At 49.7% G+C, this 14,955-nt stretch carries 13 protein-coding genes; 7 read left to right on the top strand and 6 right to left on the bottom strand.

Features of this window, described 5'->3' with window-relative positions:
• The first annotated feature begins 160 nt into the window (after positions 1 to 160).
• Positions 161 to 874 carry an EAL domain-containing protein gene (locus H9644_RS03730; protein WP_064529117.1) on the top strand — a complete coding sequence of 238 codons (714 nt, stop codon included), beginning with the start codon at positions 161 to 163 and terminating at the stop codon, positions 872 to 874.
• A 62-nt stretch (positions 875 to 936) separates the two neighbouring features.
• On the top strand, positions 937 to 2,373 hold the full coding sequence (selO, locus tag H9644_RS03725; RefSeq protein ID WP_191773272.1) for a protein adenylyltransferase SelO: 1,437 nt from the start codon (positions 937 to 939) through the stop codon (positions 2,371 to 2,373).
• A 3-nt stretch (positions 2,374 to 2,376) separates the two neighbouring features.
• Here the strand turns inward: selO and hemP are convergent, their stop codons facing one another.
• The 3 genes from hemP to ppsR all read right to left on the bottom strand — a co-directional run bounded on the left by hemP (position 2,377) and on the right by ppsR (position 4,736).
• Positions 2,377 to 2,568, bottom strand: coding sequence for a hemin uptake protein HemP (gene hemP / locus H9644_RS03720; protein WP_064529115.1), 192 nt, complete (start codon positions 2,566 to 2,568; stop codon positions 2,377 to 2,379).
• 131 nt (positions 2,569 to 2,699) lie between these two features.
• Entirely contained in the window at positions 2,700 to 3,746 is a 1,047-nt protein-coding gene (gene aroH / locus H9644_RS03715; RefSeq protein WP_064529114.1) for a 3-deoxy-7-phosphoheptulonate synthase AroH, read from the bottom strand.
• Positions 3,747 to 3,902: 156 nt separating this feature from the next.
• Entirely contained in the window at positions 3,903 to 4,736 is an 834-nt protein-coding gene (ppsR, locus tag H9644_RS03710; RefSeq protein WP_000368046.1) for a posphoenolpyruvate synthetase regulatory kinase/phosphorylase PpsR, read from the bottom strand.
• A 331-nt stretch (positions 4,737 to 5,067) separates the two neighbouring features.
• Between ppsR and ppsA the strand changes: the two genes are divergently transcribed.
• The 5 genes from ppsA to H9644_RS03685 all read left to right on the top strand — a co-directional run bounded on the left by ppsA (position 5,068) and on the right by H9644_RS03685 (position 11,577).
• Positions 5,068 to 7,446 (top strand): phosphoenolpyruvate synthase, encoded by a 2,379-nt coding sequence (ppsA, locus tag H9644_RS03705; protein WP_191773269.1) that lies wholly within the window; start codon positions 5,068 to 5,070, stop codon positions 7,444 to 7,446.
• Positions 7,447 to 7,935: 489 nt separating this feature from the next.
• Positions 7,936 to 9,336 carry an anion permease gene (locus H9644_RS03700; RefSeq protein WP_064529112.1) on the top strand — a complete coding sequence of 467 codons (1,401 nt, stop codon included), beginning with the start codon at positions 7,936 to 7,938 and terminating at the stop codon, positions 9,334 to 9,336.
• A 35-nt stretch (positions 9,337 to 9,371) separates the two neighbouring features.
• The gene (locus H9644_RS03695) at positions 9,372 to 10,331 is read left to right on the top strand and encodes a 2-hydroxyacid dehydrogenase (RefSeq protein ID WP_191773267.1); all 960 of its coding nucleotides are present in this window, start codon (positions 9,372 to 9,374) and stop codon (positions 10,329 to 10,331) included.
• 10 nt (positions 10,332 to 10,341) lie between these two features.
• A complete protein-coding gene (locus tag H9644_RS03690) occupies positions 10,342 to 10,821 on the top strand; it encodes a YhcH/YjgK/YiaL family protein (RefSeq protein WP_064529110.1) in 480 nt (159 codons plus the stop codon).
• Between the two features lie 12 nt (positions 10,822 to 10,833).
• The gene (locus tag H9644_RS03685) at positions 10,834 to 11,577 is read left to right on the top strand and encodes an SDR family oxidoreductase (RefSeq protein ID WP_064529109.1); all 744 of its coding nucleotides are present in this window, start codon (positions 10,834 to 10,836) and stop codon (positions 11,575 to 11,577) included.
• Between the two features lie 50 nt (positions 11,578 to 11,627).
• Here the strand turns inward: H9644_RS03685 and fadK are convergent, their stop codons facing one another.
• From fadK to H9644_RS03670, 3 genes are read right to left on the bottom strand one after another with little or no spacing between them, the layout of a single operon-like run.
• Positions 11,628 to 13,268 (bottom strand): medium-chain fatty-acid--CoA ligase, encoded by a 1,641-nt coding sequence (gene fadK, locus H9644_RS03680; RefSeq protein WP_191773265.1) that lies wholly within the window; start codon positions 13,266 to 13,268, stop codon positions 11,628 to 11,630.
• A gap of 56 nt (positions 13,269 to 13,324) precedes the next feature.
• A complete protein-coding gene (locus tag H9644_RS03675) occupies positions 13,325 to 13,618 on the bottom strand; it encodes a ferredoxin family protein (protein ID WP_000081086.1) in 294 nt (97 codons plus the stop codon).
• The gene (locus H9644_RS03670) at positions 13,615 to 14,904 is read right to left on the bottom strand and encodes an FAD-dependent oxidoreductase (protein WP_191773263.1); all 1,290 of its coding nucleotides are present in this window, start codon (positions 14,902 to 14,904) and stop codon (positions 13,615 to 13,617) included. Before H9644_RS03670 ends, H9644_RS03675 begins: the two co-directional genes overlap by 4 nt.
• Between the last annotated feature and the right edge of the window lie 51 nt (positions 14,905 to 14,955).

Raw genomic sequence — 14,955 nt, 5'->3', positions numbered from 1 at the left:
GGAATATTCGTTTATACTCAGGATAATCTAAAAAAAGGACCCCTGAAAAAGTGGTTAACATGGAACAAATGAAAGTTATTCCTTCTGTATTTGTTATGCCGTATGGCCTCAAACTTTTTATCTGGATGTTGAAAAAAATCCGTAGAGAGGGGCTGTTACCATGAAGGTCTTACTGGAGAATCTTTATCATTCTGATTACTATTTTCTACCGATAAGAGACAGCCAACAAAATCTTGTTGGGGTTGAGTTAATAACCCATTTCTCCAGTGACGACGGTACGGTTCGCATCCCGACAACACGGGTTATTGCACAGCTTTCAGAGGAGCAGCATTGGCAATTATTTGCCGAAAAGTTGGAGTTACTAAAATCATGCCAACATTTTTTTATTCAACACAAACTCTTTGCCTGGATTAATTTAACGCCACAAGTAGCAAAGTTATTATTAGATGGACATAATTACGCAAGCAAACTATTAAGAATTCCCTTTGTTGAATTGATGATTAATGAAAATTATCCGCATCTTAATGAGGGAAAAAATAATTGCGAACTTTTGCACTTATCGCAAATTTTCCCTCTGGTTTTGGGAAATTTGGGTGCGGGCAACAGTACAATGAAGGCTGTTTTTGATGGGCTTTTCACTCGCGTCATGCTGGATAAAGGTTTTATTCAGCAACAAATAGTCCATAAATCTTTCGCGCCTTTTATTCGTGCGCTCCATGCGCAAATTTTACCTTGCTGCAATTGTATTATTGCCGCTGGTATTAATACACCAGAGATGCTGGCACAGATGGCGCCGTTTGGTTTCCATGCTTTTCAGGGATGCTTGTGGCCCGCAGTTCCCGTAAGCCAGATAACAACGCTGGTCCAGCGATAACCCTCTTGTTTGCTGGTGTTTAAGGCGAGAGTAACCGTCTACACTATCAAACAGGAGGATCTATGACCCTGTCTTTTATTACCCGCTGGCGTGATGAATTGCCGGCTACATATACATCGCTTTCCCCTACGCCTTTAAATAATGCCCGGTTGATTTGGTATAACGCCGAACTGGCCAATACGCTGGGTGTTCCATCATCGCTGTTTGAAAGCGGTGCGGGTGTCTGGGGCGGCGAAACTTTACTGCCGGGCATGTCACCACTGGCCCAGGTCTACAGTGGTCACCAGTTTGGTGTATGGGCGGGGCAGCTTGGCGACGGCCGCGGCATTTTACTCGGCGAGCAACAGCTTGCCGACGGCACCACCATGGACTGGCATCTGAAAGGTGCGGGGCTGACGCCTTATTCGCGGATGGGCGATGGACGTGCGGTTTTACGTTCAACGATCCGCGAAAGTCTTGCCAGTGAGGCAATGCATCAGCTGGGCATTCCGACAACGCGCGCCTTGAGCATTGTTACCAGCGACACACCGGTTTACCGGGAGACGGTCGAATCAGGCGCGATGCTGATGCGCGTAGCGCAGAGTCATTTGCGATTTGGCCACTTTGAACACTTTTACTATCGTCGGGAACCGGAAAAAGTTCGCCAGCTTGCTGACTTTGCCATTCGTTATCACTGGCCGCATCTTCAGGATGAAGAGGATAAATACCGCCTCTGGTTTACCGATGTTGTCGCTCGTACGGCTTCGTTAATCGCCAGCTGGCAGACAGTCGGCTTTGCACATGGTGTGATGAACACGGATAACATGTCGCTTCTTGGGCTGACGCTGGATTACGGTCCATTTGGTTTCCTCGATGATTATGAACCGGGCTTTATTTGTAATCACTCTGATCATCAGGGACGTTACAGCTTTGATAATCAACCTGCCGTCGCGTTGTGGAATTTACAGCGTCTGGCGCAGACATTGTCGCCGTTTATCACAGTCGACGCGTTAAACGAGGCGCTGGACAGCTATCAACAGGTTTTGTTGACGCATTATGGAAAACGTATGCGGCAGAAGCTGGGCTTTATGACGGAGCAAAAAGAGGATAACGTGTTACTGAATAAATTGTTCAGTCTGATGGCGCAAGAGCGCAGCGATTATACTCGCACATTCCGCATGCTGAGTCTGACCGAGCAGCACAGTGCGGCTTCACCACTGCGTGATGAGTTTATTGATCGTGCGGCATTTGATGAGTGGTTTACGCGTTATCGGGCGCGTTTGCAGCAAGACGGAGTTGCCGATAGTGAACGTCAGCAACTGATGCAGAGCGTTAACCCTGCGCTGGTATTGCGAAACTGGCTGGCGCAACGGGCGATAGAAGCGGCGGAAAAGGGCGATATGACGGAATTACACCGTCTGCATGAGGCGTTGCGAAATCCTTTCAGCGACAGAGATGATGACTATGTCAGCCGCCCACCGGACTGGGGAAAACGGCTGGAAGTGAGCTGCTCGAGTTAAAGGCTACTTGGTCAGCAGCAACTTGCCAGCCTGAGTTTTACGGAGCAGATATTCTTGCCCGTCATGATCAATAATCAGTTTACCATCCGGACCTAACAGTGTCTGGCTGGTAATTCGCCGGATGGGCTGCGGGGAAGGGGCCTTGCGATTTGCATCCGTTTCAGTCGTGAGTTTGCTGCTATCCGTATAATGCATAAAAATTAATAATAATTAATATAACAATGATTTTTATTATCAATATTATGACGAGCCAGAGCAAGTAGTAATTTGTTGAGAAGACAACAAGTTGCGGAGAAATGCCCATTCTGTCAGGAATGGGCAATGACTTAGAAGCGGGTATCTACCGCCGAGGCGAGTTTTTCCACCAGACGTTCAGTATCTTCCCAACCTAAACAAGGATCGGTAATCGACTGACCGTAGGTGAGCGGCTGACCGCTGACGATTTTTTGTGTACCTTCGCGCAAGAAACTTTCTGCCATAATTCCGGCGATCGCCGTGGAGCCATTGCGGATTTGTTGGCAAACATCTTCACAGACTTCTAACTGACGGCGGTGCTGCTTTTGGCAGTTACCGTGGCTAAAATCCACCACCAGATGTTCAGGTAAATCAAACTCATGCAATGTATCGCAGGCTGCGGCGATATCATCGGCATGGTAGTTCGGTTTTTTGCCGCCACGCATAATAATATGGCCGTATGGGTTGCCGCTGGTCTGATAGATAGTCATCTGACCATTTTTGTCCGGGGAGAGGAACATGTGGCTGGCGCGGGCAGCGCGGATAGCATCCACGGCAATCCGCGTGTTGCCATCAGTGCCGTTTTTAAAACCTACCGGACAGGAGAGTGCTGACGCCATTTCACGGTGGATCTGGCTCTCGGTAGTACGTGCGCCAATTGCGCCCCAGCTGATTAAGTCCGCAATAAACTGACCGGTCACCATATCGAGAAACTCGGTTGCGGTGGGCACGCCCAGTTCATTTACCTGCAAAAGTAGTTTGCGAGCCAGTTCGAGGCCGTGATTTACGCGATAGCTGCCGTTTAAATCCGGATCGGAGATTAGCCCTTTCCAGCCGACAACGGTACGCGGTTTTTCAAAATAGGTGCGCATTACAATTTCCAGCCGTGACTGGTGCTGGTTGCGCAACACCTGCAGACGGGTGGCATACTCCATGGCAGCGGTGAGATCGTGGATCGAGCAGGGGCCAATAATGACCAATAGCCGCTTGTCTTCACCATTCAGTATTTTTTCAATTCTGCGGCGGGAATCAATGACATGGTTGGCGACGCCAGGCGTTACGGGATACCGTAGCGCGAGTTCGGCGGGCGTGACCAGGCTCTCGATACGCGCAGTACGGAGTTCGTCAGTTCTGTTCATTACAAGTCTCAGAAATTTGTTGCTTCAACGGCAGGGACGCCAAGAAGTGATGCGCATCACGATAAACCAATCCCTGCTGATTTCAAGTGCGAGGCAGGCAACACTTCGCTCAATTGACGGCATAATAACAAAAAAACGAACTCTTATACTAGTTCTCTAGTACATTCTCCGGCTAAGGCCCATGATATCGAGGATCTTGGTGGCAATCTCTTCTACCGAATAATTGGTACTGTTAATCCACGGAATCTGATTTTTACGGTACAACGCCTCCACTTCCGCGACCTCCATTCGACACTGGCGAAGCGAGGCGTAGCGGCTATTCTCCCGACGCTCTTCGCGAATCGCCGCCAGACGCTCCGGGTCGATAGTCAGGCCGAACAATTTATGCTGAAGCGGTTTGAGCGACGCTGGTAGCACCAGATTATCCATGTCATCGGCAATAAAGGGGTAGTTTGCCGCGCGGATACCAAACTGCATCGCCAGATACAGGCTGGTGGGGGTTTTACCACAACGAGAGACACCGAGTAGGATCACCTGAGCCTGATCCAGATTGCGCAGCGAAATACCGTCGTCATGGGCGAGGGTGTAATCAATTGCCGCAATGCGCGCATCATATTTATTGAGATTATTAGGGTTCAGGCCGTGGGTTCGGTGAGCAATCGGCGTCGGGTCCAGTTTCATTTCTTGCTGGAGAGGAGCAACCAGCGCCTGCACAATATCCTGGCAAAAACCTTCGCTTTGCAAAATGATGGCGCGGATTTCTGGTAGCACAATGGAGTAAAAAACCAGCGGGCGCACACCCGTCTGGTGATAAATTGCGTCAATCTGATCCTTCACCGCCCGAGCACGGCTCTCATTTTCGACAAACGGCAGCGTAATACTGCTGATAGTAACGGGAAATTGTGACATCACTGCGTGTCCTAATACCTCCGCAGTTATAGCCGTACCATCAGAAATATAAAAAACGTGGCGATCAACAGCATTATCCATTTTGTTCTTCCCGTGATGCAGACATAATTCTATGAAAGCATAAATTAAAAACGCACAGAAGCGTAGAAAGTTATGCCAGGTTTATAAAATGAAACTTCAATTTTATATTTTATGAAAACAGTATTTCATTTTTACGCTTTCATTTATACCGATGGTTTATGTGGAAATTACCGAAGATAGCGGATTTGCGCAACGCTGGGATCAGTCTTAAAAAGTAAAAAATATATTTGCTTGAACGATTCACCGTTTTTTTCATCCGGTTAAATATGCAAAGATAAATACGCAGAAATGTGTTTCTCAAACCGTTCATTTATCACAAAAGGATTGTTCGATGTCCAACAATGGCTCGTCACCGCTGGTGCTTTGGTATAACCAACTCGGCATGAATGATGTAGACAGGGTTGGGGGCAAAAATGCCTCCCTGGGTGAAATGATTACTAACCTTTCCGGAATGGGTGTTTCCGTTCCGAATGGTTTCGCCACAACCGCCGACGCGTTTAACCAGTTTCTGGACCAAAGCGGCGTAAACCAGCGCATCTATGAACTGCTGGATAAAACGGATATTGACGATGTTACCCAGCTTGCGAAAGCGGGCGCGCAAATCCGCCAGTGGATTATCGACACTCCCTTCCAGCCTGCGCTGGAAAACGCCATCCGCGAAGCCTATGCACAGCTTTCCGCCGATGACGAAAATGCCTCTTTTGCGGTGCGTTCCTCCGCCACCGCAGAAGATATGCCGGACGCCTCTTTTGCCGGTCAGCAGGAAACCTTCCTCAACGTTCAGGGGTTTGACGCCGTCCTCGTGGCAGTGAAACATGTCTTTGCTTCTCTGTTTAACGACCGCGCCATCTCATATCGTGTGCATCAGGGGTACGATCACCGTGGTGTGGCGCTCTCCGCCGGTGTTCAGCGGATGGTGCGCTCTGACCTCGCATCTTCTGGGGTGATGTTCTCCATTGATACCGAATCCGGTTTCGACCAGGTGGTATTTATCACTTCCGCATGGGGTCTTGGTGAAATGGTGGTACAGGGGGCGGTTAACCCGGATGAGTTTTATGTGCATAAACCGACGCTGGCGGCGAATCGCCCGGCTATCGTGCGCCGCACCATGGGGTCGAAAAAAATCCGCATGGTCTACGCGCCGACCCAGGAACACGGCAAGCAGGTTAAAATTGAAGACGTACCGCAGGAACAGCGTGACATCTTCTCGTTGACCAACGAAGAAGTGCAGGAACTGGCAAAACAGGCCGTACAAATTGAGAAACACTACGGTCGCCCGATGGATATTGAGTGGGCGAAAGATGGCCACACTGGCAAACTATTCATTGTGCAGGCGCGTCCAGAAACTGTGCGTTCTCGCGGTCAGGTTATGGAGCGTTATACGCTGCATTCACAGGGCAAGATTATCGCCGAAGGCCGCGCTATCGGTCATCGCATCGGCGCGGGTCCGGTGAAAGTCATTCATGACATCAGCGAAATGAACCGCATTGAACCTGGTGACGTGCTGGTCACTGACATGACCGACCCGGACTGGGAACCGATCATGAAGAAAGCGTCAGCCATCGTCACCAACCGTGGCGGGCGTACCTGTCACGCGGCAATTATCGCCCGTGAACTGGGTATTCCGGCGGTAGTGGGCTGTGGTGATGCGACCGAACGTATGAAAGACGGTGAGAACGTCACCGTTTCCTGTGCCGAAGGTGATACCGGTTACGTTTATGCTGAACTGCTTGAATTCAGTGTGAAAAGCTCCAGCGTGGAAACCATGCCGGATCTGCCGTTGAAAGTGATGATGAACGTTGGTAACCCTGACCGGGCATTTGACTTTGCCTGCCTGCCGAACGAAGGCGTAGGTCTGGCGCGTCTGGAATTTATCATCAACCGCATGATTGGCGTACACCCCCGCGCATTGCTTGAGTTTGACGACCAGGAACCGCAGTTACAAAATGAAATTCGCGAGATGATGAAAGGCTTTGATTCTCCGCGTGAATTCTACGTTGGCCGTCTGACCGAAGGGATCGCGACGCTGGGCGCCGCGTTTTATCCGAAACGCGTCATTGTCCGTCTCTCTGACTTTAAATCCAACGAATACGCCAATCTGGTGGGCGGTGAGCGTTACGAGCCGCATGAAGAGAACCCGATGCTGGGCTTCCGTGGCGCGGGCCGCTACGTTTCTGACAGCTTCCGCGACTGCTTCGCGCTGGAGTGTGAAGCGGTGAAACGTGTGCGCAACGACATGGGGCTGACCAACGTAGAAATCATGATCCCGTTCGTGCGTACCGTTGACCAGGCGAAAGCGGTGGTTGAAGAGCTGGCGCGTCAGGGACTGAAACGTGGCGAGAACGGGCTGAAAATCATCATGATGTGCGAAATTCCGTCCAACGCCTTGCTGGCTGAACAGTTCCTTGAATATTTCGACGGTTTCTCTATCGGCTCAAACGACATGACACAGTTGGCACTCGGTCTGGACCGTGACTCCGGCGTGGTGTCTGAACTGTTCGATGAGCGCAACGAAGCCGTGAAAGCATTGCTGTCGATGGCTATCCGTGCTGCGAAGAAACAGGGCAAATATGTTGGCATTTGCGGTCAGGGTCCATCTGACCACGAAGACTTTGCCGCCTGGTTGATGGAAGAGGGGATCGATAGCTTATCCCTGAACCCGGATACCGTGGTGCAAACATGGTTAAGTCTGGCTGAACTTAAGAAATAAAATATAACCCCGGCGGCGTTCAGTCGCCGGGTCCATTTTTATATCCCCACCTTTTAACAACCTGCTTCAGACAAACGTGCTCGTGCAATATAAAAAGCTTCCTGACATCATCTGAATAATTGGCTGGTGTTCTATCTGATTTCAATTCGTTTGCGATCCTCTCCACAGATTAATTCTCGATACCGTTTTTTCTCAAAGCCGAATGTGACCACTCGTCATTTTCCTTAAGCATATGCGTAATTTTTTCGTCCAGAGTTCGTTGGATTGCACGAAGTCACTGGTGAGTCCCGTTTTTATACTGTCTTCAACCACAGCATAAAAAGGGATATGGTCATGAAAAATTACCACACCGTTATTCAGACATAAGCGCAGATTATGTAATTCAGAGAATTTATTCGAACTAAAACCGATTTTCTGATTTGTCTGGCTGTACAGAAAACAGGATAAATTCCCTCCGCGAGCGGTGGGAAACAGCTACAGGGATTGCATATGAGTTGCTATTTGAAAGTCCTGATTTGTGCGATTGTCGCACTCGCTATTTGGTTTTTCCCCGTCCCCGACGGATTAACACCCTTAACCTGGCACATTCTGGCAATATTCATCACCACAGTGGTGGCGTTTATTCTGCAACCGTTGCCGGTAGGCGCTATCGCATTAATAGCCATCAGTTTTATTATGCTTACCGGCATGATGAAAACCAGCGAAGCCTTAAAAGGTTTCAGCAGCACCACGGTATGGCTTATTGTCGCCGCATTCCTGTACGCGAAAGGATTCATCAAAACGGGGTTAGGGCGGCGTATCGCCTATTTGCTGATTCGCGGATTCGGCGGCAGCTCGTTGCGTCTCGGTTATACATTGGCGTTAAGCGATATGATTATTGCGCCAGCTACGCCATCAAATACGGCCCGAGCCGGTGGGATTTTGTTCCCGATTGTTCGCAGTGTCTCTAACAGCTTTGGATCTGAACCGGATCAGGGGCCGCGTAAAATTGGCGCTTATCTGATGCAAACAGTGTTCCATTCCAACTGTCTCTCATCCTCTATGTTTATGACAGCCAGCGCGCCTAATGCGCTGATTGTGTCTCTGGCAGCCAGCACTTTATTTGTCGATATCTCATGGGGGATGTGGACACTAAGCGCACTGGTGCCGGGGATTATTGCTTTTATCACCATGCCGCTGGTTATTTACAAACTCTACCCGCCAGAGATTAAAAAAACGCCAGAAGCCAAAGCGTTGGCACAGGAAGAGCTTATCAAAATGGGGCCGGTAACCCGCGATGAGCGAGTGACGATTGGCATTTTCCTGCTTTCATTGTTGGCCTGGAGTACCTCGAAATGGACAGGACTGGATGCGACGGCTGTCGCGCTTTCTGGTGTCTGTTTAATGTTGATGACCCGGATTATCACCTGGCAGGATGTGCAGTCAGAGAAGGGGGCCTGGGACATTCTGGTTTGGCTGGGCGTCATGATCTGTATGGCAGATAAGCTCAATCAGCTTGGCCTGTTCAAATGGTTTGCCGTCACAACCTCGGCTCTGTTCACCGGCATTCCATGGGAGATAACGTTGACGGTATTGCTGATAGTTTACTGCTATTCCCACTATTTCTTTGCCGGAAGTACGCCGCATGTAGTAGCGATGTATGCCGCTTTTGGCAGTGTCTCCGTTGCTGCTGGCGCACCGCCGATGATGGCGGCTCTGTCACTGGCGTTCGTCACTAACCTGATGAGCGGCATTTCGCATTATGGCAACGGACCTGCAGTGATCTATTACGGCGCAGGCTATGTCTCGCAACGAGAATGGTGGCGGCTGGGCTTTATCATCATGTTGTTGAACATTGTCATCTGGTTCGGACTGGGGGCGGTGTGGTGGAAAATTCTTGGCCTGTGGTAAGTGGCCTGCGGCAAACATCAATCAAGGAATAGTGTATGAACTTAAAAGATATTCAAGTGGCGATCGTCGGCAAACTAAGTGACCGCTTAATGGCTAAAGTTGAATCTACCTTCACCGCATATCGCCTGTGGGAACTGACCGACGCAGACGCTTTTTACACGCAAATCGCGCCGGATATTCAGGCGCTGGTGACCAGTGGTAATCCGGTAATGGGGGCTTCTCGGGCGCTAATTGAAAAATTTCCGAATCTGAAAATTATTGCCAGCAACGGTGTAGGTTATGACCCTATTGATATCGTGGCTGCCAGGGAGCATGGCATTATCGTCACCAACACCCCCGGTGTACTTAATGACTGTGTCGCTGACATTGGCATGGCGTTGTTACTCAATGTTGCCCGACGTATTAACATTGCCGATCGTTATGTTCGTGACGGTCGTTGGCCAAACGAAGGGCGTTTCCCAATGGCGACGAAAGTGAGTGGTAAACGTTGCGGAATTGTTGGCCTGGGGAACATTGGTAACGCTGTAGCCCGCCGTGCAGCAGCATTTGAAATGGAAATTCACTATTTCGACCCCAAACCGCATAACAAACCTGAATGGACGGCGCATGATTCGTTGGTTTCTCTGGCGCAAGCGGTGGACTTCCTCGTTCTGACGCTGCCAGGCGGCGCGAGTACGCGCGGCGTTATCGACAAAACGGTGCTGCAGGCTCTGGGGAAAAACGGGCATTTGATCAGTATTTCCCGGGGATCAGTGGTGAACGAAACCGATCTGATTGATGCTCTGCAAAATAACATCATTGCTGGTGCGGCACTGGACGTTTATGCCAACGAACCACATGTACCAGAACAATTAATGTCGCTGGATAACGTTGTCCTTACGCCACATATCGCCAGTGGTACGAGCGAAACATTTAATGCGATGGCGGATTTGGTTTTTGATAACTTACAGGCTTTCTTTAGCGGACAGCCAGTTATTACCCCTGTTACTCAATAAGGCGGAAAATATGATTTATGGTGATATCGCGTATCTTAGTGAACAACAAAAGCGGACATTTCATCCTGTCATCGCTCGTGTCATTGAGTATCTTTCACAACATGATCTGAATAGTGTTCCTGTGGGGGAGAAGGTTTTTATTCAGGATGACTCAATATTTTATACTGTGGTTGAACTGATGACTAAACCACTACATGAATGCCGACCGGAAGTTCATCGTAAATATCTTGATGTCCATTTCTTAATTGCCGGAGAAGAGCGGATTTGTGTGGATTTTGATGATGGAAAAAATTCGGTTGTAGAAAGTCACCTGGGCGACCGTGACGTTATTTTTTATGCCGATGAACGTATTAATGATCGAGTCATCACTCTGACGCCAGGTCAGTTTGTGGTGGTCTTCCCGGAAGAAGTGCATCGGGCATGTTATAAAATTGATAACGTGGAAAAAATCAAAAAAACAGTCGTTAAAATCGACATGAGTTTATTATAGGCGGAGCTGGCTATGACAAAAATTGCCCTGGTGACGGGGGGAAGTAAAGGCATCGGCTACGCAGCAGCAAAGGCACTCTATGACATTGGATATACTGTTATTGTTGCCGCGCGTAATGAAGAAACCTTACAGCAATGTGCACAAGGATTAGCCAAAGAACGGTTTATTCCTCTGGTTGCCGATGTCACGGATGAGTCTGCCGTTTTCGCGCTATTTGCCGAGATTAAGGCTCGTTTTGGTCGACTGGATCTCTTGTTCAATAATGCGGGCAATAATAGTCCGGCAAAAAGTATAGAAGAGATTGAGTTTTCTGAGTGGACACGCGTGTTTAACGCCAATATTCACTCGACATTTTTGTGTTCGAAAGAGGCGATTAAAATCATGAAAGCGCAGCAGCCAATGGGAGGACGTATTATTAACAATGCGTCAATTTCTGCACTGACACCGCGCCTTTATACTGCGCCATACACGGCGTCGAAACATGCTGTCACCGGGTTGACCAAGGCCATTTCCCTGGATTGTCGCAAATTTAATATCGCTTGCGGGCAAATTAATATCGGCAATGCTGAAACAACATTATCGAATCGGATGCGTAAGGGCGTTTATCAGGCAGATGGCGCTATTAAAGCGGAAGATATGATGGATGTTGCTGATGTCGCAGCGGCCATTCAGATGATGGCCCAGTTGCCAGTTACCACGAATGTGCTGGAAATAACGATTATGGCAAATAATATGCCATATGTCGGACGTGGTTAATTGAGATTGAATAAAGCACCTTACGTATAAGGTGCTTTATTATTTACGGTTTATGCCTCAACGCATGTTTGCTCCAGCCGTTGAAGAATATCTTTCCTTAATAAAAATTTTTGTATTTTACCGGAGGCAGTGCGCGGCAGTTTTTCGATCACCACGATATGTTCAGGGTATTTATATTTTGCGACCCGTTTACGGCTAAAAAATGCCACTACATCTTCCAGTGATAATGAATGATGCGGTGCTTTAAGCACTACATAGGCGCATGAACGTTCACCTAAGCGTTCATCGGGCATTGCAACCACACAAGCATCGTGAATTTTAGGATGCTGCAATAGAATATCTTCCACTTCACGGCTACTAATATTTTCACCGCCGCGGACAATAATATCTTTCTTGCGTCCGGTTATTTTTATATAGCCAGCCTCATCCATGCGGCAGAGATCGCCACTGTAATACCAGCCTTCATCATCCAGCGCACGGGCGGTTAATTCAGGTTCATCAAAATAACCCATAAACACATTGGGGCCACGCGAAGCCTCTTCGCCTTCGCAACCTGGTGGTAAGGTCTTGCGTGCGTCATCGACCACTTTAATTTCCACGCCAGCGGCGGCAAAACCATCGGTGTGCATAAAGCGCGACAAAGGATCGTCAAGATTCACCACCGCATGCGGCGAACTTTCTGTTGAGCCATAAACGCTTAATAATTTAATGCCGCGCTGTTGGCATTCACGCGCCACTTTTTTGGGGATTGTGGTGCCACCGCAAAGAAAGAAACGCAGTGCTGAAAGGTCCGCAGGCTGTTTTTCCAGTAAATTAAGCAAATCATAGACAAATGGCGTGGCGCCGAGCATGCAGGTACAACGCTGCTGCTCAAGTAACGAGAGACAGGCTTCTGGGGTAAAAATATCTAACAACACGCTGCGAGCGCCAATCAAAAATGGTGCCGTTACGCCATGCAGAAACCCCGTTGCGTGACCGAGTGGTGCAGGCATCATAAAGACATCCAACCAGGTCAGGTTCAGCCGCGCACAATAAGCCCGCTCGCTGGCGAGAATATTATTATGCGTCAGCATCACACCCTTTGGCATGCCCTCAGTTCCGGAGGTAAACAGCACCGCTGCTAATTCATCGCCGTGGACCGATGTTGCGACGGCAAGCGGGGGATTGTCGGCAATAATCTGACTTAACGAGAGAGAAGAGGTGGCGGGGGCTAGTTTGTCAACGCCGACAATTTGTTGTAGCTGTGGAAGCTGATTTTGCAGCGGGAGGATTAAATCTACCGGACGCGTTTGTTTAAATAACGTCGGTGCAAAAAACATTTTTGCCTGACACTTATTAAGCACCCACACCAGTTCAGCTTCTCGCCAGGAAGGCAACAACGGCACGGAAACCGCACCGGTTTTCAGGCAGGCAAGATAGATAACAGTAAATTCACACCAGCCAGGCAGTTGAAAAGCGATGCGATCGCCCGATTCAATACCGTTAGCCAGTAACCAGCTTGCCAGACAGTTCGCAGCGTGATCGAGTGCGCTATAGGTGTACGATGTGCCATGATTATCGACAACGGCTATTTTGTCTGGCATCGCGCGTGCAGTCTGCTGCCAGTAGTCGGCCAGCGAAGCATCGCCCCACAATCCTTGTTGTCGATAGGCTGCACGACGCTGCGCGTTAAACGTTAATGTCACTTTCATTTTGGGCTCTCGAAACAGAACGTCAGGCCCGACGTGCGGGCCTGTGGGATGCGTGATTAGCCGTAACGGAAATCAATACCGAAGGTGCCTGCGGGGTATTGCCATTGTTCGAGAATAGTGTTGCCGCACAGCACCCGACAGGTGCCGCACTCCAGACAACCGGCGGAATCAAAATGAATGTTTCCCGCGTCATCCTGCTTATACAGTCCGGCAGGGCAGGCTTTCATTAATTTTTGAAATTCATTGATGTCGGGATTTGCCGCCAGAATGATGTGCGGGTGGCCCTCATCAACATGGAATTTATTGACGCCTAATTTAACGTCAACGTTGACCGTAGCGTTCTGGCTCATAGCGCGGTTGCTCCCTTAATGCCATCTTTCAGCAAGTTGATCAGCCCGATTTTCTTCGCATGTCCGAGAATCATTTTTCGTACCGGCTGGTTTGGTTTGCCGTCAATGGTGAACATATCGTTCATGATGTCGGCGACCATGCGCGGATACTGACTAAACAGGCGCGGGTTTTCCATCAGCGCCGGGATCTTGCGAAAATGCTGCATATCGCGCATAACGCAACTTTGTTCCAGCTCGTTTTTGTATTGCGCCAGACTGCTGGTGGAGAAATCCGCGCGTTCTTTGGCGGCGATCACCGTTGTGGCGGCAGCCTGTGCCGATGCGATGGCTAAATCCATTCCGCGAACCGTAAAACCCAGATTGAGGCAGAAACCGGCGGCATCACCGACGATCATCACACCATCGTTAACCAGCTGCGGTACCATCGCCAGACCGCCTTCCGGCACCATATGCGCGGAATATTCAAGCAGTTTGCCACCGCTAATCAGTGGGCGAATGGCGGGGTGTTGTTTAAAATCCTCCAGCATTTGCGGCACGCTTTTTTGCGCATGGGCGATATCTCCCAATCCGCAAACCAGACCCAATGAGATGGAATCGTGATTGGTGTAGAGGAATCCGCCGCCCATCAGGCCGTCAGAAGGGGAACCGGCAAACAGCCAGGCGGCACCTTCCTCGCCCGTAACATTAAAGCGATCGCTGATTTGCTCTGGCGTGAGGCCAATAACCTCTTTAACACCAACAGCGTAATGATGCGGATCGGAGGCGGGGACCATTCCCAACGAACGGCCAAGCATCGAGTTAACGCCATCAGCCAAAATCACCACATTGGCTTCGAGAATATCATCCCCGGCCTGGACGCCTGTGACCTTGTTACCTTCACGCACCAGCGCATCAACGCGAACACCCGGGATAAACTGCGCGCCCGCCTGTTCGGCTTGTTCCATCAACCACGGGTCGAGACGATTGCGCAATACGGTATAAGAAGCGTGTTGCGGAACATCTGGCTGCTCGCGGTGAAAATCGAGGGTAACGGCGCTTTCTTCGGTTAAGAAGGAGATTTTCTCGCGTGTAACTTTGCGTTCTACCGGCGCTGATGCAGCAAAGCCTGGGATGATCGCTTCAAGCGAGTGGGCATAAAGACGCCCGCCGGTCATATTTTTACATCCGGCACTGTCGCCGCGTTCTATCACCAGCACATCCAGTCCGGCTCGCGCCATCACCAGTGCGGCAACGCTACCGGCAACGCCCGCACCGACCACAATGGCATCAAATTTGTCATCCGACATGCGTTATGCTCCCTTCCCGCTGCGTTTACAGCGGGAGATGTGGTTGAAAGG

Origin of the sequence: Escherichia whittamii, from assembly GCF_014836715.1 — a bacterium.
In the GTDB taxonomy this organism is placed as follows: domain Bacteria; phylum Pseudomonadota; class Gammaproteobacteria; order Enterobacterales; family Enterobacteriaceae; genus Escherichia; species Escherichia whittamii.
Note: the sequence above shows the minus strand (reverse complement) of the source record. Positions and strands in the feature narration are given on the sequence as shown.

Bases quoted from the DNA above. Each gene is read 5' to 3' on its own strand.
- ppsR (WP_000368046.1), bottom strand. From the start codon at position 4,736: ATGGATAATGCTGTTGATCGCCACGTTTTTTATATTTCTGATGGTACG.
- H9644_RS03700 (WP_064529112.1), top strand. From the start codon at position 7,936: ATGAGTTGCTATTTGAAAGTCCTGATTTGTGCGATTGTCGCACTCGCT.
- H9644_RS03670 (WP_191773263.1), bottom strand. From the start codon at position 14,904: ATGTCGGATGACAAATTTGATGCCATTGTGGTCGGTGCGGGCGTTGCC.
- aroH (WP_064529114.1), bottom strand. From the start codon at position 3,746: ATGAACAGAACTGACGAACTCCGTACTGCGCGTATCGAGAGCCTGGTC.
- fadK (WP_191773265.1), bottom strand. From the start codon at position 13,268: ATGAAAGTGACATTAACGTTTAACGCGCAGCGTCGTGCAGCCTATCGA.
- H9644_RS03730 (WP_064529117.1), top strand. From the start codon at position 161: ATGAAGGTCTTACTGGAGAATCTTTATCATTCTGATTACTATTTTCTA.
- ppsA (WP_191773269.1), top strand. From the start codon at position 5,068: ATGTCCAACAATGGCTCGTCACCGCTGGTGCTTTGGTATAACCAACTC.
- H9644_RS03695 (WP_191773267.1), top strand. From the start codon at position 9,372: ATGAACTTAAAAGATATTCAAGTGGCGATCGTCGGCAAACTAAGTGAC.
- hemP (WP_064529115.1), bottom strand. From the start codon at position 2,568: ATGCATTATACGGATAGCAGCAAACTCACGACTGAAACGGATGCAAAT.
- H9644_RS03675 (WP_000081086.1), bottom strand. From the start codon at position 13,618: ATGAGCCAGAACGCTACGGTCAACGTTGACGTTAAATTAGGCGTCAAT.
- H9644_RS03685 (WP_064529109.1), top strand. From the start codon at position 10,834: ATGACAAAAATTGCCCTGGTGACGGGGGGAAGTAAAGGCATCGGCTAC.
- H9644_RS03690 (WP_064529110.1), top strand. From the start codon at position 10,342: ATGATTTATGGTGATATCGCGTATCTTAGTGAACAACAAAAGCGGACA.
- selO (WP_191773272.1), top strand. From the start codon at position 937: ATGACCCTGTCTTTTATTACCCGCTGGCGTGATGAATTGCCGGCTACA.